Source organism: Glycocaulis sp., from assembly GCF_052168375.1.
Classification (GTDB): Bacteria; Pseudomonadota; Alphaproteobacteria; order Caulobacterales; family Maricaulaceae; genus Glycocaulis.
Genome location: NZ_JBQLZR010000318.1, coordinates 1 through 24,689 on the forward strand (window position 1 = coordinate 1; position 24,689 = coordinate 24,689).

21 protein-coding genes and 1 pseudogene are annotated in these 24,689 nt (G+C 61.1%); 9 read left to right on the forward strand and 13 right to left on the reverse strand.

Going from position 1 to position 24,689, the window contains the following annotated elements:
- From ACTS2Z_RS13140 to ACTS2Z_RS13155, 4 genes and pseudogenes are all read right to left on the reverse strand, one after another.
- Nucleotides 1-358 (reverse strand): annotated as a pseudogene (locus tag ACTS2Z_RS13140) (hypothetical protein); the annotation flags it as partial.
- 1,059 nt (nt 359-1,417) lie between these two features.
- Nucleotides 1,418-2,323, reverse strand: a complete 906-nt coding sequence (locus ACTS2Z_RS13145) for a phytanoyl-CoA dioxygenase family protein (protein ID WP_442573662.1) — start codon at nt 2,321-2,323, stop codon at nt 1,418-1,420.
- Nucleotides 2,323-3,120, reverse strand: a complete 798-nt coding sequence (locus ACTS2Z_RS13150; RefSeq protein WP_442573663.1) for an acyl-homoserine-lactone synthase — start codon at nt 3,118-3,120, stop codon at nt 2,323-2,325. The genes ACTS2Z_RS13145 and ACTS2Z_RS13150 overlap by 1 nt, the downstream gene beginning before the upstream one ends.
- Nucleotides 3,121-3,225: 105 nt before the next feature.
- The gene (locus ACTS2Z_RS13155; protein WP_442573664.1) at nt 3,226-3,966 is read right to left on the reverse strand and encodes a helix-turn-helix transcriptional regulator; all 741 of its coding nucleotides are present in this window, start codon (nt 3,964-3,966) and stop codon (nt 3,226-3,228) included.
- Between the two features lie 159 nt (nt 3,967-4,125).
- Between ACTS2Z_RS13155 and ACTS2Z_RS13160 the strand changes: the two genes are divergently transcribed.
- Nucleotides 4,126-4,515: a helix-turn-helix domain-containing protein gene (locus ACTS2Z_RS13160; RefSeq protein ID WP_442573665.1), complete on the forward strand. Its 390-nt coding sequence runs from the start codon at nt 4,126-4,128 to the stop codon at nt 4,513-4,515.
- Here ACTS2Z_RS13160 and ACTS2Z_RS13165 read toward each other — a convergent pair.
- A complete protein-coding gene (locus tag ACTS2Z_RS13165; protein WP_442573666.1) occupies nt 4,512-5,411 on the reverse strand; it encodes an endonuclease/exonuclease/phosphatase family protein in 900 nt (299 codons plus the stop codon). The genes ACTS2Z_RS13160 and ACTS2Z_RS13165 overlap by 4 nt on opposite strands.
- Nucleotides 5,412-5,467: 56 nt before the next feature.
- A complete protein-coding gene (locus tag ACTS2Z_RS13170; protein ID WP_442573667.1) occupies nt 5,468-5,788 on the reverse strand; it encodes a hypothetical protein in 321 nt (106 codons plus the stop codon).
- Between the two features lie 146 nt (nt 5,789-5,934).
- Here ACTS2Z_RS13170 and ACTS2Z_RS13175 point away from each other — a divergent pair, with 146 nt between their 5' ends.
- Nucleotides 5,935-6,771 carry a DNA adenine methylase gene (locus ACTS2Z_RS13175; RefSeq protein ID WP_442573668.1) on the forward strand — a complete coding sequence of 279 codons (837 nt, stop codon included), beginning with the start codon at nt 5,935-5,937 and terminating at the stop codon, nt 6,769-6,771.
- A gap of 9 nt (nt 6,772-6,780) precedes the next feature.
- Here the strand turns inward: ACTS2Z_RS13175 and ACTS2Z_RS13180 are convergent, their stop codons facing one another.
- The gene (locus ACTS2Z_RS13180) at nt 6,781-7,365 is read right to left on the reverse strand and encodes an SLATT domain-containing protein (protein ID WP_442573669.1); all 585 of its coding nucleotides are present in this window, start codon (nt 7,363-7,365) and stop codon (nt 6,781-6,783) included.
- The gene (locus ACTS2Z_RS13185; RefSeq protein WP_442573670.1) at nt 7,355-8,680 is read right to left on the reverse strand and encodes an SMODS domain-containing nucleotidyltransferase; all 1,326 of its coding nucleotides are present in this window, start codon (nt 8,678-8,680) and stop codon (nt 7,355-7,357) included. The genes ACTS2Z_RS13180 and ACTS2Z_RS13185 overlap by 11 nt, the downstream gene beginning before the upstream one ends.
- A 758-nt stretch (nt 8,681-9,438) precedes the next feature.
- Between ACTS2Z_RS13185 and ACTS2Z_RS13190 the strand changes: the two genes are divergently transcribed.
- The gene (locus ACTS2Z_RS13190; RefSeq protein ID WP_442573671.1) at nt 9,439-9,858 is read left to right on the forward strand and encodes a hypothetical protein; all 420 of its coding nucleotides are present in this window, start codon (nt 9,439-9,441) and stop codon (nt 9,856-9,858) included.
- 79 nt (nt 9,859-9,937) lie between these two features.
- On the opposite strand, the gene ACTS2Z_RS13195 is transcribed toward ACTS2Z_RS13190, so the two are convergent.
- Nucleotides 9,938-13,861 carry an autotransporter domain-containing protein gene (locus ACTS2Z_RS13195; RefSeq protein WP_442573672.1) on the reverse strand — a complete coding sequence of 1,308 codons (3,924 nt, stop codon included), beginning with the start codon at nt 13,859-13,861 and terminating at the stop codon, nt 9,938-9,940.
- Nucleotides 13,862-14,157: 296 nt separating this feature from the next.
- On the opposite strand from ACTS2Z_RS13195, the gene ACTS2Z_RS13200 reads away from it, so the two are divergent.
- Nucleotides 14,158-15,192: a helix-turn-helix domain-containing protein gene (locus ACTS2Z_RS13200; RefSeq protein WP_442573673.1), complete on the forward strand. Its 1,035-nt coding sequence runs from the start codon at nt 14,158-14,160 to the stop codon at nt 15,190-15,192.
- Between the two features lie 14 nt (nt 15,193-15,206).
- On the opposite strand, the gene ACTS2Z_RS13205 is transcribed toward ACTS2Z_RS13200, so the two are convergent.
- Complete coding sequence (locus ACTS2Z_RS13205; protein WP_442573674.1) at nt 15,207-17,219, reverse strand: nucleoside-diphosphate sugar epimerase/dehydratase; 2,013 nt, start codon at nt 17,217-17,219, stop codon at nt 15,207-15,209.
- 395 nt (nt 17,220-17,614) lie between these two features.
- Between ACTS2Z_RS13205 and ACTS2Z_RS13210 the strand changes: the two genes are divergently transcribed.
- On the forward strand, nt 17,615-18,943 hold the full coding sequence (locus tag ACTS2Z_RS13210; protein ID WP_442573675.1) for a DEAD/DEAH box helicase: 1,329 nt from the start codon (nt 17,615-17,617) through the stop codon (nt 18,941-18,943).
- A 122-nt stretch (nt 18,944-19,065) separates the two neighbouring features.
- Here ACTS2Z_RS13210 and ACTS2Z_RS13215 read toward each other — a convergent pair whose 3' ends face one another.
- Nucleotides 19,066-19,527, reverse strand: coding sequence for a GNAT family N-acetyltransferase (locus ACTS2Z_RS13215; RefSeq protein WP_442573676.1), 462 nt, complete (start codon nt 19,525-19,527; stop codon nt 19,066-19,068).
- Nucleotides 19,528-19,540: 13 nt separating this feature from the next.
- The gene (locus ACTS2Z_RS13220; protein WP_442573677.1) at nt 19,541-21,163 is read right to left on the reverse strand and encodes a phosphoenolpyruvate carboxykinase; all 1,623 of its coding nucleotides are present in this window, start codon (nt 21,161-21,163) and stop codon (nt 19,541-19,543) included.
- A 248-nt stretch (nt 21,164-21,411) separates the two neighbouring features.
- Between ACTS2Z_RS13220 and ACTS2Z_RS13225 the strand changes: the two genes are divergently transcribed.
- Genes ACTS2Z_RS13225 through ACTS2Z_RS13235 form a run of 3 tightly spaced genes read left to right on the forward strand, consistent with a single transcriptional unit; the run spans nt 21,412 to nt 23,096 of the window.
- On the forward strand, nt 21,412-22,446 hold the full coding sequence (locus ACTS2Z_RS13225) for a DUF2891 domain-containing protein (protein WP_442573678.1): 1,035 nt from the start codon (nt 21,412-21,414) through the stop codon (nt 22,444-22,446).
- Nucleotides 22,447-22,500: 54 nt separating this feature from the next.
- The gene (locus ACTS2Z_RS13230; protein ID WP_442573679.1) at nt 22,501-22,776 is read left to right on the forward strand and encodes a type II toxin-antitoxin system ParD family antitoxin; all 276 of its coding nucleotides are present in this window, start codon (nt 22,501-22,503) and stop codon (nt 22,774-22,776) included.
- Nucleotides 22,776-23,096 (forward strand): type II toxin-antitoxin system RelE/ParE family toxin, encoded by a 321-nt coding sequence (locus tag ACTS2Z_RS13235; RefSeq protein ID WP_442573680.1) that lies wholly within the window; start codon nt 22,776-22,778, stop codon nt 23,094-23,096. Before ACTS2Z_RS13230 ends, ACTS2Z_RS13235 begins: the two co-directional genes overlap by 1 nt.
- Here the strand turns inward: ACTS2Z_RS13235 and ACTS2Z_RS13240 are convergent.
- A complete protein-coding gene (locus tag ACTS2Z_RS13240) occupies nt 23,093-24,025 on the reverse strand; it encodes a pirin family protein (protein WP_442573681.1) in 933 nt (310 codons plus the stop codon). The two genes, ACTS2Z_RS13235 and ACTS2Z_RS13240, sit on opposite strands and share 4 nt — an antisense overlap.
- Nucleotides 24,026-24,136: 111 nt before the next feature.
- Between ACTS2Z_RS13240 and ACTS2Z_RS13245 the strand changes: the two genes are divergently transcribed.
- A partial coding sequence (locus ACTS2Z_RS13245) for a 2OG-Fe(II) oxygenase (RefSeq protein ID WP_442573682.1) occupies nt 24,137-24,689 on the forward strand: 553 nt, incomplete at its 3' end.

Consider the following 24,689-nt stretch of genomic DNA (forward strand, 5'->3'; position numbering starts at 1 on the left):
CAGCGACTTGCTGGTTCCTCGCTCGGCGCTGTGCTTCCTCGGCAAGTTCTTCCCGGGTGTAAAATCCGAGCGACATGCCATTAGTCACGACTGTCACGTTCTCGACGCCGAAATTTATAGGTGTGTCGCCATAATTCATGATGGCCACGTCAAACGCTAGGCGGCGGTCTTGTTCTGCACCTGCGGCGTAAACTTGAACCGAGCTGAACTCGCCGTGAGAGGTAGCCGTAGCGAAACCGCGATCATAGCGGATCTCTTCAGCTGCCGTTTGCACCGGCGTGAGATTGTAACCGGTAGTAGCGCACGCAGATACCGTTGCCGCTGCGAGGCAAACGGCGAAAAGCTTAGTCGAAACCATTAATTATCCCCATAGCCCAGAAAGACCGTAAGCCGGTCTTTTGTTAGTTTCAGCCAACGTGGCCGGATAACTCGCAGCTTAAGGTTTTGGCAATAAGTAAGGCAAGGTGAAATCGTAAGGTTTCAACGAACGCCGTTCGCGAGGACCAAACCGCAGGGCGAATCGAGGAGGGGGCGAAGGCCAGCGCGCCGCCTATAATGCGCTTTATGCGAATTACGGGGTGCTCTGGATCGCCATGGCGGAATGCCGAGAGCGGGGGAGCAATTAGGCGTGCGCCAAGGGACCACTCACCCAATCATCGAGGCGCGAAAGGCCCAGCCAATCGACTAACCAGCGGGCGAACGACATGGCCTTCGTGGCGAGCCATTCAAGCCGCCGGACATGGTCGATAATGCCCTTGAGATGGTTGAAAAGTGGCCCCGCTGAGCACGCTTCTCTATTGACTGTGCGGGGGCGTTCATGGCTCATTGGAGAGGCTCCTCTACGGGGGGCAAAAAGGGAGAGACCTGCAAAGATTTACTCCTGTCTTTTGAGGCCCTGGGCGGTGCAACGCTCGGGGCCTCGTGCTTTTGTGTGGTGGAATCAACCACAGGCAGATGATGCTCAGTCGCCATGTTGCGGTGCAACTGCTTGCTTGCGCTTTTCCCCTACATTTCGCGATTGTGGAAAACTCAATGTCCTCTCGCTTTGTCGGCAAACTGGCTGGCTCCAGCCCGCTCAGCTTCGGAACGCGAATCGTCGAGTAACAGTCTTCATTACGGGACATAGAATCTGAAACGTCGTTGGTAGCGTCAACGGTCTAACCGACTGTTTCTTCGGCGGTTAGCGCTTGACAGATCGATTCACGTGGCAGCGACGTAACTTGCGAGACCAAAAAAATTTCAGGCCAACGGTTGCTGAGAGGGTTTTTGGAAAAATAACTCCAAAATTTCACCCGGATGCCGCCGCCAGCGCAACGAAACTGGGCCCGATTTCGGCGTTAGTTTGAAATATGAGTTTCAAAATGCAAACGCCCGCCTCCCTTCCGGAAGGCGGGCGAATGTCGTTTTTGGAATTCTGTCAAACCAGATATGGGGCCATCAGCTCCGGGTGTTCGCCAACGATGGCGACCAGCTCCTCCTGCTCTGGTGTCAGCGCGTCGCGCGCTTCCATGACGTCAGGCCTGCCGGCATTCATCCAGTCGAGCGGATCACGGCCCTCGACCCAGCCGACATTGGGCAGATGGATCTGGTAGCCGAGCAGCCGCTGGAGCCGCTCAGGCATGGCTGCCGCTTTCTCCCAAGGCACTGAGAGGAAGAAGTTCTCCGTCTGGCGAAGCCAGCCCAGATTATAGCTGATTACTGCGCCGGTTCGGGGCTGATCAGAGGTGTTCGCGCCGCCGCCGTGGAGCGTCGATCCGAGGAAGATCACCACGTCGCCCGGGTTCATGATGGCGCGGCGCACTTCATGCGGCTCGGCAAGCCGATCCTTGTCCCAGGTATGGCTTCCCGGCACGACCCGGGTGGCGCCGTTTTCAGCCGTGAACGGTGACAGTGCCCAGATGCAGTTGATCATCAGCTCGACGGGGGCCTTCCGGGCGATCGGAAAGAGATCTTCGTCACGGTGCATGATCTGCGGCCGCTCGCCTGGCTCGATGCGGATCAGCTGGGTCAGGTTTAGCTGGATCGAGCTGCACTCTTCTTTCAGCACGGCCTCGCAAGGCCCAAGAATGCCAGGCCGGATAGCCCAGTCAGCCATCGTCTCGGACTTGGCGACCAGTGCGCTCGTGCGCCGTGTGGTCTCGCCGTAGAAAAAGCCTTTCCCGGTCGGCGTTCGCCGGATGTACGGTTCGAGTTCGAAATTGGCGATATTGACCTCGTCAGCGGTTGCAGCGCCCGTGAGGACGACTACGCCGTCAGCTTTCAAAATGGCGGTGATCTCTTCAGCCGGAGCGGATGCCGGCACGTATTGGATGTCGCGCGTCATTACGCATGTCCTTTTGTTTCGGTGAGAAGGGTGGCGATGGACGGCTCATTGCCGCTGGCGAGCCAGCGCCGCGTGGAAACGGCGGTCATCGCTTCGAGGTGGAGCTCGAGCTCGTCGGCGTCTTCACATTCGAAGGCCCGCTGGACGATCGAGAAGGCCTTGGAGTCGACGAACCGGTCAGACGTCCAAGCCGGCGGCATCACTGTAACCGGCGCATCGACCCGGAAAAGTTTGCGCACGAGATCGAGCTTCTTCTGGCCAGCTGCCACCCTGAGAGCGACGGCGGTGCCTTCGCCGTACTCGCGCGGCTCGCCAAGCCAGTCGACGTGAATGCCGATCTCCGCCATGTGGTTGACCTGATGGAGATCCATGCAGCCGACATAGGCGTCGATCTGATGGGACACCGAGAATTCGGCCAGGGCGACCAGCATCAAGGCACGGCACTGCGTATCGGTGCGCTTGTCTTTGCCGGGGCCAGCTATCCAGCGGGAGATTTCCCAGACGCCCGGACCGGTTGCCAGTTCGGTTCTGGAGATGAATGCACTCAGGGTCTGATTGAGGTGCGGTTTCCAGCTTGGTGTCACACGGCAGGACGCCAGAACTTCGCCGACATCGCCGAGAAGCAGGATGTAGTTCGTGTGCTCATGGTCGAAGTCATCGATCTCGAGCGGCGAGCCATTGTCGAGGGCGGTCCAGCCGCGTTGCTCGACAAAGACCTTTCGGCGCTGCCGATGCATCTGGTCCAGCTGTCGCTGGTAAAGCCCGCGATTGGCGGGGGTTACGATATGGGCAAGCATTTTCGCCTCCATGGTTAACGGAAGGCGAGTGTATTGAGCGCATTTGCGCGCTACATTCCGGGAAATCCCGTAACAAATTCGCTTTTCAGGGGGAGCTGGCACCCCTTACGGGTTAATCAGCCCCAGCCGGAGGGCTTCGACACAGAGCTGCGGTGTCGTTGCGACATTCAGCCTGATCCTCGCGAGCGCCAGATGGGTCTCCACCGTGCGTTCGGACAAAGCCAACCGGGCCGCGATCTCCGATTGCCTATATCCTGCAGCCAGCAAAGTGATGATTTCCCGCTGCCGGGTCGTAAGATCTGTCCAGCGGTCGAGATCGTTTTCTATTTTCAGGCGCCGCCCCATACCTGCGAAATACAGCGACATGAGGTGCAAGGCCGTTCGGGCCTTGGGATCGTCGTTGATCTCTTGCCCGCCCATACTGACGACACTGAACGAGCCGTCGAAATTGCGCACGGGCGTAATGAAGCCGTTTCCTATCCCAAACTCGCTGGCCTCGTTAAACAGTAGCTGCTCTTCCGGACGCAAGACGTGATTGTTCTGGATCTCGTGCCAGAAGAACGGCTTGTTGGTTCGCCACCCGATGCGAATGACGGCGTCCTGGCGAAAGTATTCCTTCGAGAAATAACGTGCTTCCCACTGCCTGTGAGGCCGGCCGAAGAACTCTTCATTCCGGATCGCGCCGCCAGGCCCGGTAATGCCCGCGCAGGCGAATGTCGTGAAGCCATGTACCGAGAGGCGTTGCGCGAACGTGCGGTTGAGCGTCTCGATGTCGTCGATAGTCTCGGTGGCTTCGACGAAATCGAAGGCATCCTGGATAAACGCGCTGGACCCCGGCTTCGACATTGACTGCCGCCGCTCCTATCTTGCCCCGGTATATCTGCCGAGTGCTCCGCCCGCGCCTCAATTTGTGCCAAATTGAAGGGCTAGATACAACTTTCTTTAGTGACTCCTCTAGTGATACCATCTAGGGGTGAGGCGTTCCGGTCTTGGTGGAGGTGGGGCATGAGTGATCATGAGAAACGCAAGGCAAGCTCGATAGACGTTCACGTCGGTCATCGCGTCCGGTTGAAGCGTCAATCGATGGGGCTGAGCCAGCAAGAGCTCGGCGAGCGACTGGGCATCACCTTTCAGCAATTGCAAAAGTATGAGAGGGGTGCCAACCGCATCAGCGCAGGCAAGCTCTTTGAGCTGTCTCAGGCACTGGGCGTGAACGTCGCCTGGTTCTTTGAAGGCGTCACCGCAAACGTGAACGCGTTCGAGCCGAAGGGTGATGCCGCTTCGGTTCTGTACGACTCCGTCGCACTTCGGGCCGCAGAAAGCCTGATGCGGATCAAGGACAAGAATGTCCGCGTCCGCCTGGTGAAGACGATCGAAGCCCTCGCGGACTCCTAGCGAACGACTTCAACGGCGATCGGGCAATGGTCTGACGGGTGCTGCTCGCGCGGGCCGGTGAACGTGGTCTCGCGGAAAGATCCGGGCACCATCTGTTCTTCAGCCGCTTCGTTGAGGATCAGGAAGTCGATGAATTCGCGATAGCGCGGATTGCACCGAGGCCCGGTACCGGCGCCGGCAATCGAAAGTCCAATGGGTGTGCCGTCGTTCAAATCGATCCAGACGGCATCGCCATCGCTTTCCAGCCTGCGATTGAAGTCGCCGCCTACGATTACGGCGCGGCCTTGCGCGCTGCGTTGATCGATCCAGCTTTCCAGTACCGGGATCTGGCCTAGCAATGTATCGCAGGCCTCGGCGCTCGAGCCGGTGAAGCACCCCGACTTCAGATGCACGCTCATGAGATCAATCGGAGTCTCGCCTTCCAGTGTAACCCCGACGCCCCAGCGCAACCGGTCGGCGCCATCGACATCCAGCTCGGAAAATTGGGGCAGGGGGCTGTGTTCGACCTCGCGCCTCACGGCAATTGCCGTCGCCTGCATCGTCAGGCGCGTGCCATCGTCCCGGCCGCGGCAAGGCGGGTAGTCGCCTGGCACACCGGCCGGACGGGTTTCTACATAAAAGATCCAGCTTGCCGGATCAAATACGCGCGCCAGCGCTTGCTCGTTTTCGACTTCCTGAAGCAGCCAGATATCGGCATCGACCTGTTCAATCACGCCTGCCATCCGCTGATAGTCGGCGGCGGTGCGGGCCGCGCAGCCTGTGCCATCGACAGCTGTCAGGTGTTCAACATTCCAGGCCGCAATCCTAAGCGTGTCGGTGGACGTGGGTGCTTCCTGCTCGGACGCGCATCCGGCAAGCACAATCAGCCCGCCCAGCGCTAAAATCTCGCGACGCATCGAAAACCTCCCTCAAGCTGCCGAAGCTGGATAGCGCGAAAGGCACGCGCTCGTCATCAGCGAACGCCGTTCGCCGGTCGCTCTTGCGCCCAGCCTTGCAGGGGTCCGCGTGTGCGGCAGTGGTAATCGAACGTAGCTTCGCACGATTTCAGGCGGGCGACCTCGCTTTCCTGCGTCGGTACAGAGTGAGGCGGGCCTGACCAGAGCGGTTCTATCGAGGGCCGCTCGCCGCAAGCTGAACACCGCGCCCGCACGCGCAGGCGCTGGATCACGCTGACCAGCTCATGAGAGCGAAGGGCCGGGTCCAGCTTGCGGCCTGCCCGCCGCCCGCAGCGCGGGCATTCGGACAGGGCGGCATAAACGAACATTCTGGTCATTGAAGCTCCCCCGCCGGAGAGGCGGGGGCAGGGGCGCTGCAACGCCCCAAACCGAGGGTCGATCCCCCTCAAGTTGGCAGGCCCGGGCCTGCTTTCTTTCCCGCCACCGGCCAGACCGGCGCGGAACATAACAGGATCAAATTCCCATGGAGTCGAGTCCCTCCCCTGATCTTTTCGGGGATATTGCCGTCGATCCGGTCGCGCCCGCCGCGGCCTGGCTTGGCGGAAAACGCAATCTCGCAAGGCGTCTGGTGCGCCTGATCGATAGCGAGAGGCCGCGCCTATATGCCGAACCCTTTATCGGCATGGGCGGGGTCTTCCTGCGCCGCCGGATCAAGGCGCGCGTCGAGGTGATCAATGATCGATCGCGCGACGTCGCGAACTTCTTCCGCATCCTGCAGCGCCATTATGTTCCGTTCGTAGAGATGCTGCGTTGGCAGTTGAGCACGCGGACCGATTTCGAGCGTCTGATGGCCACTAACCCGGATGCTCAGACTGACCTCGAGCGGGCCGCGCGCTTCCTTTATCTGCAAGCGGTCGGATATGGTGGAAAGGTGACCAGCAGGGCGTTTGGTGTTGATCCGATTGCCAGCTCTGCGTTCAACCTACTCACAATCGTGCCGCGCCTCGAGGCGCTGCACGCACGTCTGGCCAGCGTCACGGTAGAGTGCCTGGGCTATGGCGAGTTTATCGACCGCTATGACCGGCCGGAGACGCTGTTCTACTGCGACCCGCCCTACTGGGGCGGCGAGGAGGATTACGGCAAAGGCCTGTTCGCTCGCGAAGACTTCGCCACGCTGGCCTCCCAGCTGCAGGGCATCAAGGGGCGGTTCATCCTGTCGATTAACGACCGGCCAGAGATCCGGGAGCTCTTCGCCTGGGCCAGCTTCGAGGAGGTCGAGGTCATCTACGGCATCGGCCCCGACAAGGGACACATGGCCAAGGAGCTGATAATAAGGGGAACGCTGCGGGAACCATCCTAAATAGAGGTTCTAGTTAGAGGCTTCTCCATTTCTCGGGCGTCCGCCAGAGCGTTTAAGTGAGTAAGGAAGAAAACTGTCGATTTCACAATCGCTGAACGTCATGTCCTCAAGTTCCTTCAAACGCTTCTGCGCGTCTCTATATGCCTTCGAATTGGTCCGAGGCGCGGTTGAGTAAATCGCAGAAAGAGCTGCTTGAAGTTCGTCTCGTCTCGCAATTGCGGCCTCTCGGCTGATGCTCCATAGGTCGGTTAGCAGTGATTGGTAGCATTCACGGATATTCCAGAGCTTTGCGGCCGTGTCGCGGTGCTTTTGAGCGGCACCACCGGGATCGAAGCTCTTCAGGTAACCTGACGTGAATGTGGCTGCCAGAGCGACTGCTGCAGTGGCGTATTCGATCCAAACCGGTACAAAGAAGACGACGCTGACTGCTCCGGTACTAGTAATTGCAGCAAGAAAAATCTGAGACTTTTTCCAAAAGGACAAAGTATCGGTGCAGATGTCGGCCATGCGTTCATGGGTTTTGTGGGTGTATACGGTCCGCCCGAAGCATTCCCGTATCTGATCTTCCAGCGCGATTTCTGAGTCAGGACGCATGACCAGTTTCCTCTGCGGCTTTTGAGCTTATGGGGACGAGTATCGAGTCGCGCGCGACTACGGTGCCGTTTAGTACCGCATAGCACTCCACGAGGTGTTCGCCGCGGAAGTCAGAGGTTTCAGGTTGTTCCCAGCTTCCTCGGTCTCGGGTAATTTCACCCCGGATTTTATCAAGGCGCTCCGCTTCTTCACCTCGGTTCAGTACTTTCCAATATATTTCGACGCCCGACGGAAGCTCCTTAGGGTTCGCGACATAGAAGTGAAGCGTTTTCTGCCGGAGGATGATTGCCTTTTTGGCCAAAAGGTCGCTGAGTTGCGTGGGCTGCCAACCGTTCTGACTAATACGGCAGTCGATCCGCATGCTGTGCCGGATGTCAATCGGGAAGCGGTCCTCAACAAATTCTTCCGTTTCACGAAATCCCTTAGCGCTATAGGCCGCCTCTTGCACTCGGTTAGCTTCCGGCTGGGGATATGCGTTGCCGAAAATGTCCCGCCATTTCTGTCGTTCGTTTGCCTGACCGTTGGCCTCAATAGCTTTCAAGGCTAGCTCATAAGCTTCTTTAGCCTTCTTCTCGAACCGCTTTTTGACACGTACGCGCTGCCGGCTTCCCAGAGCAGCGTATTCCGATTGATTTGGCTGTTCAGACAAGAACTTAAAGAAATCCCGACACATATGGTCATAGTACAAGTAGCTTTTTTCATCGTACTCGTTTGTATTTTCGAGAAAATTATAGGCCAAAGTGTCAATCAGCAGGCCGCTCATGGGCACGCCGTGCTTATTCTTCCAAGCCCGTGCAATCTTGCAGAGACGCCTAAGATTTCGGTTCTTGCGATCGTTAGCGGCCTTAATTTCGTCGAGCTCGGCCTGGGGCTTCGTGATTTTCCAAGAGCCACCATTCGCAGTGTCAGGGTACTTGAAGCTTCCATCCTCTTGCCGAAAGGCAGGCATAACCTCGATTTGAAAGTCTTTGTAGACGACTTGCACAACCAAGCGGTCGACCTTGACCGTAGTCCGCGGGTAGCGGTCTGAAATTGCTTTGCTTGTTGCTCTTAGGAGTGCTGATTGGCCGCCTGCTTTATAGGTGTCCCAAGCCCCCGCAGGGACTATGTAGATCATATCGAGGTCGGACACGCCCTTGATCGCCGTCCATCGACCATAGGAACCTACCTGAAGGCTATTAGCCGTCTTTGATTCGGTGTCACGAAAAGTTCTGTTCAATGCGGAGGTGATTTCTCCGTACCGTGCAGAAATAGTGGCATCATTATCAATCTTGATGTTTCCGAGAAATATCTTGAAGTCGTCCGCAATACCCAAAGAGTTATTCCTTATAGTGAATAGCGATGCCGACGGGGCACCCCGCCGGCATCCTTTACATTAACGATTCCGTCCTGATCCATTTTTGGTGGGATCAACTAACGTGTAACGCTGCCCGGCTTGGGGTGTCGGCGGCATCGGTTCGCCTCGAACGACGGTGCGTTCTTCTCCCGTGCGGCCTCCGCGTGGGCCGGTAATTTCATATTGCCCGGAGAACGGTGCCGTTTGGCCAGGGCGCAGCGGTGGTGTGCTTCGTTTCGTCATATTGATGGGCCTCCTCAGCCCGTCCCCAGTAGGGGAGCTAGAAAAACCGGAGGCCTTGACTCACATGATAGAGCGGCTAATGAACCGTTCTGCACTGGCTGTGCCTTGCTGTCCTCCGGTCATAGAGCGCAAGGTTCTGGCGAAAAGAGGGTCCCCGGGGCGGCTACCTCGGGGGCTCTTCGCTAGAAATCCGATTGCATTTAGGAAGCCCTACAACCCACTGCAAGAGTGTGGTTAATGACACATTGATGACAACGAGAGGCTGTCTCACGCCATGAACACATGCGGAACAGCGGTTCGATAACGTAGGGTGCGCGCCCCCGCACCCAAAGAGAAAGCCCGCCAGTTTCTGCTGGCGGGCTTTTTCGTGTCTGGCGGTCAATGTCGCGATTGCCTTTGAGTGTGCGCAACCTGTATCCGCAACTTCTCCGGTGTGTCAGCGTCACCGGGAGGCGGGGGATGATCATATCCCTCATTTAACTGGAGCCGCCCCGATGAATGAAGCCATTGCAGAGACCATTGCTTCCTACGCCTTCCTCATCTCGATAATCTCGGTGCTGCTGGCGGTCGGCGGCGTTGTGATCGCCGTCATTGTCCATGCGCGTGCCAAGAAGTCAGAGGTCGAATGCGCCCGACTGGAACTGATGTACAAGCTGATGCAGAACGCAGTCGGCATGGGTGATGCGCGCCGTCCGCGTGGCGATGGCCAGCCCGGCTATGAAACCTTCGTGCCGTCTCAGATTGCAGCTCTGGCAGCGCTTCGCGGCTTTCCCGAACTGCTTCCCATGTTTGAAAGGCTGGAGCCGAATTTCCGCCGGCTGGCCGAGGCGGACCCCGAAGACCGGAACTTCAACCGGACGCTCCACGCCGAGATCTGCGCCACTATCGATTATGTGCGCAAGCAGGGGAGTTAGGCGTTAGTTCGCCGGGCCCGAAAAATGGGCAGCCGCGAGCCGACCTTAACCGGCTCGCGGCTGCCCTGTTTGATCCCTCCTAGAAGCGCCAACGTGCCTGAGCGGACAGTGTTGTCTCGTTTCCGGTATCGCGGTCGAAGTCGGCCGAGATATCCGCTTCCAGGCTCCATCGCTGGCCAAGCTCCATCCGGAAACCGGTTTCCACGGTGAAGAACCGGTCGTCGGAAGCGAGCCCTTGAACCGGGAAGCTCACCGGACCACCGCTCAGCGTGGCGCGGGCCGTGCCGGCATCGCCATCTAGGAGCACCTGATGGAAGATACGGGCGAATATCTCGCCGGAATTGGTGCCGCTGAAGCTATGCGCCGCATACCCGCCAAAGCCGGCGAGCGTTTCGGTCTCGCTGCGGGCATCGACCACGGCGCCAAAAATGCCAGCGCCGGTCTCGGCATAGGCGTCAAAGTCGGTTGTGGCATGGCGCAAGCGCAGGGCCGGACCCCAGCTGAAGCCTTCCCCTGCAAGGTTCAGCTCCGCATCAAGGCCTGCCATGAACTGGGAGGCACCCGTATCCGCAACAGCATCGAGAACCGCGCCGCCTGCAGCCGGTGCGCCCAGGAAGACCGGCCGTGACGTCTTGAAGTCGAGAAGCGCATAGCCCGCATAGGCGCTGGCGCGCAGCCTGCCGGTGGCAATGCCGCCATGGACGGCTACCGACAGGGATTCGCCTTCACTGCGCAGATAGCGTCCGCTGGCATCGTACCGGCCATAGCCAGCCGACAGGCCCAGAAGCGCATTTTCCCCGATACGATGGTCGAAGCCTGCGCCCACGAACACCATGTCCGCGTCGGTTTCACCGCTGACAAGGTCGTAACTCGCAGTGCTGAAGCTGCCATTGAGGAAGACGCCCGTATTGTCGTCAAGCCGGTCCCACTCGTGTGCCGGGGCAGGAGCATCCTGCTTTGCAAGACTGGCAAGCCGCGTCACTCCCGATCCGCGCGAGGTCATCATGCTGACCCCTCCCTGTTCGCCGCGGGACAGCGCCTGGATGCGCCCGGATAGCAGATTGCCCTGAACCCGCGACAGGGCGAAACCAAACCGGTCGTGGATGAAGGTGTCGGTCGGGTTGAGGCTCTCCAGAGCCAGCGACACGTCGCTGCCCTCCGGCAGGTAGTCGAGTGCGGTAACCAGCTCGCCAAAGCTCCCGCCCGGAAGGTCGCCGTCGAAGGGCAGGAGGGCCGCATCAAGCGCCGTTGCGACTGCCCTTTGCTGCGGTGAGGACGCCCAGTCTGCAAAGTCACGCGCGATCAGCGAGAGGATCAGGCTGTCTTCGGTAAAGCTCAGCTGGAAGTCGATCATCGCTGAGAAGGCCGGACGTTCCAGCGTCGGGTTGCCGCCGGTGCCATTGGTTGCCCGCACCAGTACGAAGCTGTCACCGCGTGAAGGCAGTTCAGGTTCGAACACCGGAATGATCGTGCCGTAGATTTCCGCCCAGCCATCGACGAACAGGCTGCTGGAGAGTGCCGGATCGCGGTTCAGGCTGAACACGCCCGATGCACCGGAATCCATGTAGTAATTGCCGGCGATCGTAAGTGTGCCCGGCGCCGTGCTGCCCGGCATGATCGCGCCGCCATACTGGATGAAGATGTCGGAAGCCCGGATCGTGCCGCGGCCGGAAATCATGCCGCCATCCTGTATGAGCGCGAGCGTATCGAGAACGCCGTCCACATTCAGGATCCCGCCACTGATCAGCGTCTGGCCATCAAAGTCGTAAAGCGTGCCAGTCGTGCCGACATTGGTGAAGCCGTCCAGCTGAGTGAACAGCAAGGTATCCCAATACCCATCGATATCGAGGCGCCCGCCGAGGTTCAGTGTACCGCCATAATCGAAATGCTCGGCTCCTTCGCGTTGATGGAATTCACCGCCTGTCAGGACGACACCGTCAGTGATGACGGTACCGGCGACGTCGATCAGGCCGCCTTGCTGGAAAATCCCTCCGTCGAAGGTCAGCGAGGTGTCGACCAGCACCCCCTCTTCGCCGACCAGCAATTGCCCCGCTTCGCCGACGCGCACCTGGCTGGTGCCGAGTATCCCGTCGAGCTGAATCGTGCCGGCGGTGATGTCGGTAAAGCTTTCCGCAACCAGAATGCCGAGTTCCGCAATTTCGAGACGGGCATCAATGTGCGACAGGGTCAGGGCATCAATCTCGAAGACGTCGAGATCCTCGATGCGGGTTGTACCCGGGCCATCAAGGAAAACCTCGTAGAGGGGGGTAAAGACCGGTCCCGCTGCAATGCGGAAGGGCCCCGAATAGTTCTCGGGAACTATACCGCCCTGCCAGTGTGCCGTGTCGGCCCAGCTACCATCGCCGCCTGCGCGTGAGACCTGCACGAAGGGTGAGGCGGCATCAATCCAGTCACGAAACGCGAAGACCGGGGTGTAGAAGTCCAAAGCCCCGTAGGTGAAGCGATTGGATGGATCAGCGAGACCGTAACCAAAGGATACGATCCCGATCTGCACCGGCCCGTCGGGTGTGTTGATGAAGAGGCCACTGCCGCTATCGCCCGGCGAGGCAATGGCTTCGCCGTCAATGGCGCCGCCGCCCAGAACGTTTGGGCCCGCCCCGGCTGGATCATCAAGATCAATCGACAGAAGCGGATAGCGGACACCCGGTCCGGCAAGATCACGCAGGACCGGAACGTCGTCGATATAGCCGACGAAATCGAGCGTATTGCGCCCTATCCGGCGAAGCCCGTCACCGCCACTGACAATCCCGGTGGCAGGGTTGCCATAGGAGCCATACCCCCCAAGGAAGACTTCACTGCCCAGAAGCCCCTCGGTATCGCCCTGGCCGGCGAGGGTCACAGGCGCCACAAACTGGACTGGATCGTCCAGCGTCAGCACGGCGACATCCCGACCCAAATAGGGGTCGCCGTCCCACTCCTCATGATAGCTGACCGAAATGACGTTGAAGGGCGGCGAATCCATCGGCGATCCGAACCCCACCCGAATGCCCGTGACATCGCCTGTGTCGACGCAATGTGCGGCGGTGAGAATCTGGCGGCGATTGATGAGGGTGCCACTGCACGTCCCACCCCCTGACGGCTCCGATATGTCGACAAAGACAACATTGGGAAGCAGGCCGTTCGTATCCACTGCATCGCCCGGCGTCAGCAAGTCGTTGAGGATCATGTTGGTGCGCGCAAAGGCGCCGGCCTGCGGGATACGGCTGAACGAAAAGCCGCCTTCAGCTCCGGATGCCACAGTAAGCCTGTTCGGTTCGGCGAGCCATGGCGGGACCGGCTGGCTTGGAAGGGGTGGCCGGGGCAGCGGTCTGTCGCGTATGGAGCGGACGCTTTCGCCTGCATCGAACCGGTCGCAAGCGACCATCGGAACAGTGTGGCGCACCTCCGGCGATCTGCTGAGGCCGATGACGCGGCCAGTCGGGATGTAAAACTCGCACCGCTGCTCGCCATTGGGACCGGATACCCGCCGATACACGGCCTGGGGCGGGCGGTAGGCATAGCGGCTCGTGTTTTCGAGGCCGCTACCCTCTGACTGAAGGTTGCGACCGGAGTTTCGCTCCCATACAGGCCGATAGGGCGAAAACCCGCTCCACATTGATGCGCGGTTTTCCACGGCGACGCGGCCAAGCGCAGGTCCGTCATACGGCACCAGGTTCAGCCGCTGCGCGGCTTCTATTGGCCTGGCCTGTCCTTGCCAGTCGCGGTTGCAGAAGCCGTTGGTGGCACGCCCGCGCCTATCCAGCCGAGCCTGCTGGCCGGGCAGGTTGATATACCGTTCTTCGATGCACTCACCGGGAAAGGGTGACGGGTTCCAGGTATAGATCGTCCAGAAGACGGATTGACCCGGGGTCCCGCGCACAAACCGGATATCGGGCGGATTGCCTTGCGTCTGGGCGTGGGCGGCAGCACCAGCCACGGCCATCGCCAGCATGGAAACGCAACCCGCTGCCCGCAGCAGCGCCCCGAAACTGTTTTCCGTCATGATCAATCCCGCAATTGAAGCGATACACACGCTTGGAGTGTGCATCCACTGACACGGCCGCCGGTCATACCCGCGCGGCGATGCGGGAACATTTGCACGAGCGGCGAGCCAGTCTCGACGGCCGAGTGGCGAATGAGACGGAGGGGCAAGAAATTGAGACGCAGAGGAAAGACCGGAAGGAGGTTAAGGGCACTACGAATGTCGTAAACGCCATCCCAGAATATACCTTCACCTTAGTCTGAAAGAGAGTAATCATATACTCTCCGGAGGGGATTGCCGGGCTTCGGGGCAGCTTGATGGCACTGATAGAAACTTCACACTTCAACACGCGGGGCATTTCCCCGCTTGGGCGGTTTTCTGCCTGGCGCGAGAATATCGGCGTCGTTTTCGACGTCAGCCCGTATGACGAAAAGACCGAAGAGCGCTTCTTTGCGAAGGTCGACAGCTTTCTGCTCGACGGGATTCTGATCAATCATTGCAAGCTGGGCGCGCAGCAATTCTCCCGGACGCCGGGCCGGATCGCCCGTGACGGGATCGACCATTACCAGTTCCATGTCTTCCTCAAGGGGTCGGTGGATATGGTCTGCGGCCAGCGGCAGAAGAGCGCCCGTCCGGGCGACTTTGTAGTCCTTGATCATGGTGACACGTTCAGCTCTCAGACGACCGACTATGAAATCCTCAACGTGTTCATTCCGCGCCGGCGGCTGGCGCCACTCCTGAACCGTCTGGACAGTGCCCACGGGCACGTGTTCGATTCAGCCAGCAGCGTGGGGCTTCTCCTGCGCGATTACGTTGTGTCTCTGTGCAAGGCATCTGGCGGGCTTTCGCTTGCTGATGCGCCGGGCGCGGCGCGGCCTCTGCTCGATCTGGCTGCATTGGCCTTGAACGGTGCACGGACCAATCCTGATGATCCGCCCGCGCTGGTCGATCATGCCCTGCTCCTAAAGGCGCAGGTCTTCATCAAGGAGAATCTGGGGCTTCCGGCGCTCGGCCCTGACCTTGTCGCCCAGGCCTCGGGCGTGTCCCGGGCGCGGCTTTACCGCCTGTTTGAGCCATGCGGCGGTATTGCGGCCTATATCCGGGAAATGCGCTTGCGCCGTGCCTTCACGGATCTTGCTTCCCCCTCGAACCTCCACCGGCAGGTGGCGGAGATTGCTTTCCAGTATGGCTTTAGCGATGCCGCCCACTTCTCGCGCAGCTTCCGGGCGCGGTTTGGCATAGCGCCATCAGACATTCGCGCGGACCGTCCGGTAAACGAGCCGGGTCCGGTCCGGGTCAGCGAAGAGTTCGGCGACACCAAATACGCTTTCTGGATCGCCAGCATCGCCTGAGGCGTGCCGGGCGGCTATTCCGCTGCAGCGCTGCGCGAAGTCAGCCGCCAGATGCGGTCGGCGACGCGGGCATCCGGCGCATAGTCGGTGGGCGCGTGCACGAGAATGTTGCGGATATTGGTGATGTCATAGTTCTCGCAGGCCATGCGCAGCCGTTGGAGCACAGGTTCCAGCTCTGACCAGGCCATGGAGGTCACCGGTTCGGTCAGGATGCGTGGATGGCGGGTGGGCTGGGCCTGCTCGGAAACCAGGAGTTCCTCATAGAGCTTCTCGCCGGGGCGCAGCTTGCTGAACACGATCTCGATATCGCCCTGCTCGGCGCCCGGTTCGCCAGCGACAAAGGGGGTCAGGCCCGACAGGCGCACGATCCGGCGGGCAAGGTCATAGACCTTCACCGGTTCACCCATGTCGAGCACGAACACGTCCCCGCCTTCGGCCAGCGCGCTTGCCTGAATGACGAGCTGGGCCGCTTCGGGGATGGTCATGAAATAGCGCGTGACGTCGCGATTGGTGACGGTGATTGGCCCGCCGGCCGCAATCTGACGGCGGAAGAGCGGTACGACCGAGCCGGAGGATTCCAGCACATTGCCAAAGCGCACCATGCAAAAGCGCGTGTTGGAAGGCTCGGCCGCCAGCGACTGGCAGATCAGCTCCGCCATGCGCTTGCTAGCCCCCATGATGTTGGTCGGGCGCACCGCCTTGTCGGTCGAGACCAGCACGAACATGTCTACGCCAGCCTGCATGGCCGCGCGTGCCATGGTCAGTGTTCCGAACGTGTTGTTGCGCAGGCCCTCGACGACGTTTTCCTCGACCAGGTGCACATGCTTGTAGGCGGCGGCATGGAAGATCGTGTTGACGCCCAGCCGGGAGAGAACCGTGCCCATGCGCCCTTCATGCTGCACCGACCCCAGCAGAGCCGTGATTGAAAGCGCAAGCCCCTCCTTGGAGGCCATGGCCTGCAATTCGCGCTCTATCTCGTAAAGCGCGATTTCCGACTGTTCGATCAGAACGAGCTGGCTGGGCTGCTGGCGCACGATCTGGCGGCACAGCTCCGATCCGATGGAGCCGCCCGCGCCGGTCACCATGACGACCTTGCCGGTGATGTTCGCCCCGATCAGGGCAGGATCTGGCGGCACGGGTTCCCGGCCGAGAAGGTCTTCTGCAGCGACCTGGCGGATCTCGTTGACGCTGGCCCGCCCGGCGACGATGTCGCGCATGTCGGGAATGGTCTGCACGCGTACGGGCAGCTTTTCCAGTTCCGCCAGAATACGCTTGCGCTGGCCAAGCGTGGCACTGGGGATGGCAAGGAGGATCGTCTTCGCCCCCGTGGACGCCATCAGCGAGGGAATGGCAGACGGTGGATACACTTCCAGCCCGCCAATATGCGCGCCATGCAGATCGGTGCTGTCATCGGCAAAGGCGACGGGCAGATAGCCTGAATCCTGTTGCAGCGAGACAAGCACCTGCCGGCCGCACATGCCCGCGCCATAGATGATGACGCGCGATTTCTGCAGGGACTGGCGCTGCTGGAAGATGGAGCGGACGAGGAAGCGGGCACCGCCCGCAAGTCCGATCAGAAGTAGCGCGTAGATGAAGGGGACCGAGCGCGGGACGTCCAGACTGAAAACCTGGCTGGTGATCAGGATGAAGCCAGCAGACAGGATCGCGCCGAGACCGATAGCTTTGAGGGCCTGCAGGCTGATGAAACGCACGACCGTGCGATAGATGCCCAGCCTGTCGAAGATCAGCAGTGTCGCCGGTATGGCCAGTCCTAGCGCAGTCCATATCTGGATGGCCCCGATCCAGTGCAGGCTGTCCAGACGCAGCACCATCGCAGCCAGAAAGGCGACGGCGATGAAGACCGCATCGACAAGCGTCAGGATCACCCGCTTGACGGGGCGGGGCCAGTCAAAGATCTGGTCTGGGTTACCCGAAATCACCGGACGCCGTCCTTCCTGCACGCCTGCACCGTCACACACCCGGCAAACGCCTTGCCGGTCAAGGCCGCCGGGCCTTGCATCGGGCATGCCAGCCATTGTCGCGTGGTGGGCATCGGCACGTCACAGCCTCTGGATGATTGCTGCACGGTAATGCCCAAATGCGCCAGCTACAAACGCCGTGTGTCACCGTGCTCTCACCGGTTGCAGGACAATTGGCCTTGCATTCGCCGCAAACCACGCGCATACCCCGGCCCAGCGCATAAGTGCCGCGCGCGTAGAGAAACCCGATACGGATTTCAAGCGCGGCCTGATCGGACCGGTGGCGGACTATCCGCCAGACAAGTCCGGGCGTGGGATTAAAGGGTCCGCCAGCGTGGCGGCTCCATCCCCAAACCGGCGGCTGATCTGCGCAGTTGTCAAAAAAGAAAACGCTCCCCCACGGGCTGCCGCATGCGTTGCGCGCCCGTCTGAAAGGTATTGAAATGACGAAATTCTCCGAACTCGGCCTTGCCGCGCAGATTGAACGCGCCGTCGCCGAGGAAGGCTACGAGACCCCGACCCCCATCCAGGCGCGCGCTATTCCGCCGCTGCTGCAGGGCAAGGACGTCGTCGGCATCGCCCAGACCGGCACCGGCAAGACGGCTGCCTTCGTGCTGCCGATACTGACACGCCTCATGGCCGAGAAGAAGCAGGCTCCGGGTCTCTCCTGCCGGGCGCTGATCCTCGCACCGACGCGCGAGCTGGCTGCCCAGATCGGGGCCTCGATCGAGGTCTATGGGCGCCATACGGGCCTGAACCATGCCGTGGTGTTCGGCGGTGTGAAACATGGTCCGCAGATCAGGGCTCTGGCGCGCGGGCTCGATATTCTCGTGGCCACGCCCGGCCGTCTGCTTGACCATGTGGCCGACCGCAAGGCGCGCCTCGACCTGACCTCGCTGGTCGTGCTCGATGAAGCCGACCAGATGCTGGACCTCGGCTTCATGCCGGCACTTCGCAAAATCCTCCACATGGTCGGCAAGCCGCGCCAGACCGTGATGTTCTCGGCCACCATGCCGCCGCCCATTCGCGCGCTCGCCGATGATTTCCTGCGTGACCCGGTGACCGTTGCCGTGACCCCGCAATCGCGCCCGGTCGAACGCATCGAGCAGTCCGTCCTTTATGTGGGGAGCGCCGAGAAGCGTCAGGCCCTGATTGATCTGATGGCACCGGAAACCCGCAAGCGCACCATCATCTTCACGCGCACCAAGCGCGGCGCAGACAAGGTGACGAAATTTCTGGTCGAGTTCGGCCACAAGGCTGCGGCCATTCACGGCAACAAGAGCCAGAACCAGCGCGAGAAGGCGCTCGACGCCTTCAAGACCGGTGATGTGCGCGTGCTGGTCGCCACCGATATCGCCGCGCGCGGCCTCGACATCGATGGCGTGGAGCTTGTCGTCAATTTCGAACTGCCCAACGTGCCGGAATCCTATGTGCACCGGATTGGCCGCACTGCGCGGGCCGGCGCCGAAGGCCGGGCCGTAGCCCTTGTCGCACCGGACGAGCGCGGCCTGCTTCAGGACATCGAGAAGCTGACCGGGCTTTCTATTCGCGGGCTCAATGATGCCCCGCCGATCAGTGGTCCGACCCGTCCGGTGCAGCCCCAGCGCGGACAGCGCCGCGGCGGCGGTGGCGGGGGTGGCCAGCGCTCCGGTGGTCAGGGTGGCAATGGTCACCGCGGCCAGCAACAGGGCGCAGGCGGCGGCCAGAAGCGCTCACGCAATCGCCGGCGCAAGCCAGGCGGCGGGCAGGGTGGTCAGCGCCAGAGCGCGTAAAGGGACTCTGTCGTTTCTTTCGTCATTCCGGGCGAGCCAAAGGCGAGACCCGGAACCCAGCGATCAAAGTAAGGCTGGGTTACGGATAAGCCCTGACGGGCTTTCCGGAATGACGAGACCACTTACATCCGCTTCAGCGGCGTCATGTCGAAATGCAAGACGTCCTCGCGGGCGCCGAGCTTTGTGTAGAGCGCAATGGCAGGCGGATCGACATGATCTGCCTGCACATACACCACCCAGGCGCCCACATCATGGGCGATACGGCGCGTCTCGTTGACGAGTGCCTCGCCGAGCCCCTGCCGCCGGTAGGCCTCATCCACGGCGAGGTCGTAGATATAGATCTCGCTGCGTTCCTGCTCGAACTTGACCAGGGTGTAGGCCGCGAGCGCGCCGGTGAGCCGGCCGCCGTCATAGCTTGCCAGCGCGATGAAGTTCGGGTCCGACAAAAGCCGGTCGCGATATGGTGCGGACGGCATAGCGCCGGTATAGGTCTCCGCCTCCTCGAACGCCTTGCCGAACAGGGCGAGCCAGTCACGAAAGGCCTGGTCCTCGCCGGGGCGCAGCCTTTCGATCCTGCTGGCCAAGACGGCGCTCCGCCTACTCGGCGGCGGCGCGTATGGCGTCCGGGCTCGGTGCGGCACTCCGTACGGCTGGATCGACATGGGTCTCGAACTTTTCAAAGTTCGCGACAAACATGTCGGCCAGCTTGAGCGCCTGCGCATCATAGGCACTGGCGTCCGACCAGGTCTGGCGCGGATCGAGGATCGCGGGGTCGATGCCCGGAACCGAAACCGGCACATCAAATCCGAACACCGGATCCTTGCGGAACTGCGCTGCCGAGAGCGAGCCATCAATGGCCGCATTGAGCAAGGTGCGCGTGGCCCGGATCGGCATGCGATGGCCGACGCCATATGCGCCGCCCGTCCAGCCGGTATTCACCAGCCAGCACTGCACGCCGTGGCGCGCGATAAGTTCGCGCAGGAGATTGCCGTACTCGGCCGGGTGGCGCGGCATGAAGGGCGCGCCAAAGCAGGTGGAGAAGGTGGCCGAAGGCTCGGTGACGCCTTTCTCGGTGCCGGCGACTTTTGCAGTATAGCCGGACAGGAAGTGATACATGGCCTGCGCCGGGGTCAGCCGGGCAATCGGCGGGATTACGCCAAACGCATCGCAGGTCAGCATGACCAGCGTTGCCGGGTGGCCGCACGTATTCTTGTCGCAGGCATTGGGGATGTAGTGCAGCGGATAGGCGCCGCGGGAGTTCTCCGCCAGTGCCGCACTGTCGAGATCGAGCGCGCGGGTGGCCGGGTCCATCACCACATTTTCCAGCACCGTGCCCCACATGGCGGTCGTGGCGTAGATATCCGGCTCGGCGTCCTTCGACAGGCGGATCATCTTGGCGTAGCAGCCGCCCTCGAAATTGAACAGGCCGGTATCGGACCAGCCATGTTCGTCATCGCCGATGAGGGTGCGTTTGGGATCAGCCGACAGCGTGGTCTTGCCCGTGCCGGAAAGGCCGAAAAAGACCGCCGCGTCACCCTTCTCGCCTTTGTTGACCGAGCAGTGCATCGGCATGATGTGCTTTTCAGGCAGAAGATAGTTGAGGATGGTGAAGACCGCTTTCTTGGTCTCGCCCGCATAGGACGTACCCCCGATCAGCACCAGCTTCTCGGTGAAGTTGATCGCAATGACCGTCTCCGAACCGTGACGGGTCCCGTGCCGGGTCTCGTCAGCGCGGAAACTCGGCAGGTTCACGATGGTGAACTCCGCCGCGAAATCCTCCAGCTCATCGGTATTGGGCCGGCGCAGCAGGTGGCGGATGAAGAGCGAATGCCAGGCCAGCTCCGACACGATGCGCACCGGCAGGCGGTGGGCCGGGTCCGCTCCGGCAAACAGCTCCTGAACGAACAGTTCGCGCCCTTCCATATGGGCGCGCATGTCGCCCCACAGCACATCGAAATGCTCAGGGCTCATGGAGGTGTTGAAGTCCCACCAGATATGCGATTCGGTCGTGGCATCGCGGACGGTGAACTTGTCGCGCGCCGAGCGGCCGGTGTGCTGGCCGGTCTCGACGACCAGAGCGCCGCCTTTCGCGACACGGCCCTCGCCGCGCCGGATCGACTCTTCATAGAGCGCAGGTTCGAGCCAGTTGATGTTGAGCTTGCCCGGACGGGTAATGCCCAGATCGCGCAGATCGCGGATCGGCGTTGCGGCTTCAGACATGATCTCTCCCTCAGACTGGCCCGCTTGCCGGGGCCTTGTCGTGCGTGGCTATCTTCTAGCCCCGAATGTATTGCCGCGCCAAGTGCGCAACCTGCAGCCCTTTCCCTGCCCGGTCTCTCTGCCTAGGCTGCGGCGGCGAATTGGTGTGAGGAGGCAAGACCATGAAGGCTTGGGCGCAAAGTGCCGCGGGGATGATGATGGGCGCGTGCCTGCTGGCAGCGCCAGCAATGGCACAGGAGGAACCAGGCATGTTGGACGTTTCCGATGTCGAGCGGTTTGCCGCCTTGGCGCTGTCATGCGTGCACCGCGAATACCCCAACAAGATCGCCCATGTGCTGCAGTCGGACGCGGACGCCCTGCCGCCAAGCGAGCTGACCCCCATCTTCTATGGCTGCTATGACTGGCATTCTGCCGTGCATGGCCACTGGCTGCTGGTGCGCCTTCTGCGCCTCTATCCAGATGCGCCGTTTGCCGGTGCCGCGCGCGAGGCACTTGAAACCAGCTTCACGGCCGAGGCAGCCGAGATCGAGGCCGCCTACATGGCCGGGCCCGGCCGTGCCTCGTTCGAGCGCCCTTACGGACTGGCGTGGCTGCTGCAACTGACAGCAGAGCTTCGCAGCTTTGATGATGCAGACGCGCAGCGCTGGGCGGAAATCCTCGAGCCGATGGAAGCCGTGGCGGTCAACCGCTATCTGGAATGGCTCCCCAACCTCGTTTACCCGGTGCGTTCAGGTACCCACAACCAGACCGCCTTCGGCTTCGCGCTGGCGCTCGACTGGGCACGCCAGACCGGTCACGGCCAGCTGGAGACCCTGCTGGTGGACCAGACGCTTGCCTTCCACCGCGAAGATGTGAACTGCCCGCTCGCCTACGAGCCTTCGGGCGAGGACTTTTTGTCCCCCTGCCTGATGGAAGCCGACCTGATGCGGCGCGTGATGACGCGCCCGGAATTCTCCGACTGGCTTTCCGCCTTCATGCCGCAGATTCCCGAAGATGGCAGCGCAGGCTGGATACGACCCGGCGTGGTCCTCGACCCCACCGATGGCAAGCTGGTGCACCTCGATGGTTTCAACCTGTCACGCGCGTGGAACCTCGAGGCCATCGCTGCCCGGCTGCCGGAAGGCGATACGCGCATCGCTTCTCTTCTCGCTGCCGCAGCAGAGCACCGCGAGGCCGGCATCGCCTCCGTGTCAGAGGAGCATTACGAAGGCAGCCACTGGCTGGCGAGTTTTGCCACCTATCTCGTGACCGGAAAGGCGCTGGAGGCGGCCTTGCCGGAGTAGTAATTCGCGGGGAGTTGGCATATTATGCCAACGTGCGAAGCCGGAGGGTAATCGATGGTCACACGCAATGTCGTGCTTACCGACAAGCAGGCAGACATGCTCGATCGTCTGGTAGCCGGTGGGCGCTACCAGAATGTCAGCGAAGCCATGCGAGCTGGTTTGCGGCTGCTGGAGCGCGAGGAAGCCGAGATGGCTGGCCTGAAAGCGCGCCTCGATGAGAGCATCGCGCAGGCAGACGCCGGACGGTTCGCCGAAGGCACCGTGGAGGCAGTCATAAACCGGGCCTTTGCGGAAGGCTTGCAGCGCAATAATGCCCGCAAAGGGAGCTAATGGCCGTCCGGTTCACGCTCCGCGCTGGGTCTGCGCTGATCGATATTGCCGACTGGACTTATAGCCGTTTCGGGCCGGAGCAAGCCGATGCCTATCGTCTCGAACTGATAGCTGTTTGCCAGTCTCTGCTTTCAGTCTCACCGCTCGAACGAAGTGTCAAAGACCTTATAGGATCAGGTTCAAACGAGATCAGATACCGCCGGGCGTCGATGCATTTCATCATCTTCAGGCGCACTGGCAGCGCGGTCGATATTCTCGACTTCCTGCATGTCCGAAGTGATCTTGCGGCCCGGTTGCGGGCATTGGACAGCAAGGACTAGGTCGTCGGGCAATCCTTCGATGGCGCGGGCGGCTCCGGCAATTCATCGCCGGGCAGCGGGATGTACTCATTCTCGCCTTCGGGCAGGGTGAAGGGTGTGCCTTTCCATCCGCCTGCAGCGCTTGCGCGCCAGTCATCCTTCGCCTGCTCGATGCGCTCCTTGCGCGAGGAGACGAAATTCCATTCGATGAAGCGCTTGCCGACGACCGCGCCGCCGAGCACCATTACACGCGCGCCTTTTTCGCTGGAAACGGTCGCCGTTCCGCCATCGAGCGTGCCCATCTGGCCAGGCTCCAGCGCTGTGCCATCAACCTTTGCATCGCCGGAAACCAGATAGACGCCCAGCTCGTCATGACCTTCAGGCAGGGTGAGGCAGCTTCCCGGCTTCATCTCGGCATGAAAATATATGGTCGGTGACAGCATCGTCGTCGGGGCAGTGTGGCCGTAGGCCGTGCCGATGATCAGGCGGATGGTCGCCCCGCCCTCAACGAAGACAGGCAGCGTGTCCGCGCTGTGATGTTCAAAGCTTGCCATGTCCTCTTCGCGTGCCTCCGGCAGGGCGATCCAGGTCTGGATGCCATGCAGCGAGAAGCCGCGGGCGCGCACCTCCGGATCGGTGCGTTCAGAATGCGTGATACCGCTGCCTGCGATCATCAGGTTCACCGCGCCGGGCAGGATTTCCTGCGATACACCGAGGCTGTCGGCATGATGCATCGCGCCTTCAAACAGGTAGGTGACGGTCGCGAGCCCGATATGCGGGTGCGGGCGGACATCAATCCCGTTGCCCGGCGCAAAACGGGCAGGGCCCATCTCGTCGAAGAAAACAAACGGGCCCACCATCCGCTTCTTGGCGAAAGGCAGCACGCGGGCGACCTGAAAGCCGCCCAGATCCTTCTTGCGGCCGTCAATAATGGTGTCGGGCTGGCTCATGTCGTGCTCCTGTCAACGCGCAGCGGCAAGGCGGCGCAGGCCGATTGAACCGGCATGATAGCGATAGTAGATAGAACTTACAGTACGGCAGACGGTTGCAAAGGACCCATCATGACCGCCACCACGATGATGAATTTCGAGGCGCTTGCCGCCGGTCCGGTCCAGCACCAGCCCTACACCTATCTGATGGCAGAAAACGTGGTGACAGCGGAGCAGGCCGCCCAGATCCGCGCCGACTACCCCGCGATCAACGAGCCGGGCTACCTGCCGCTCTCCAAGCTGGATCGCAAGGGCGCGTTCGCGCAAGTGACCGAAGACCTGCTCAGCCCGCGCCTGGCCGAAATTCTGGGCGAGAAGCTGGGTATCGATCTGTCCGACAAGCCGCGCATGGTGACGGTGCGGCGCGTGTCAAAGCTCTCCGACGGTCCGATCCACAACGATTCAAAATCGAAAATCCTCACCATGCTGCTCTATCTCAATGAGCACTGGGACGAGAGCGATGCCGGCTGCATCCGCGTGCTCAACGGCCCGGATGATTTTGCCGACTATGCCGCGCAGGTGCCGCCGCTGGCCGGTCAGGTCTTTGCCTTCCTGCGCTCGGACAATTCCTGGCACGGCCATCTACCCTTCGAGGGCGAGCGCTATGTGATCCAGGTCACCTTCC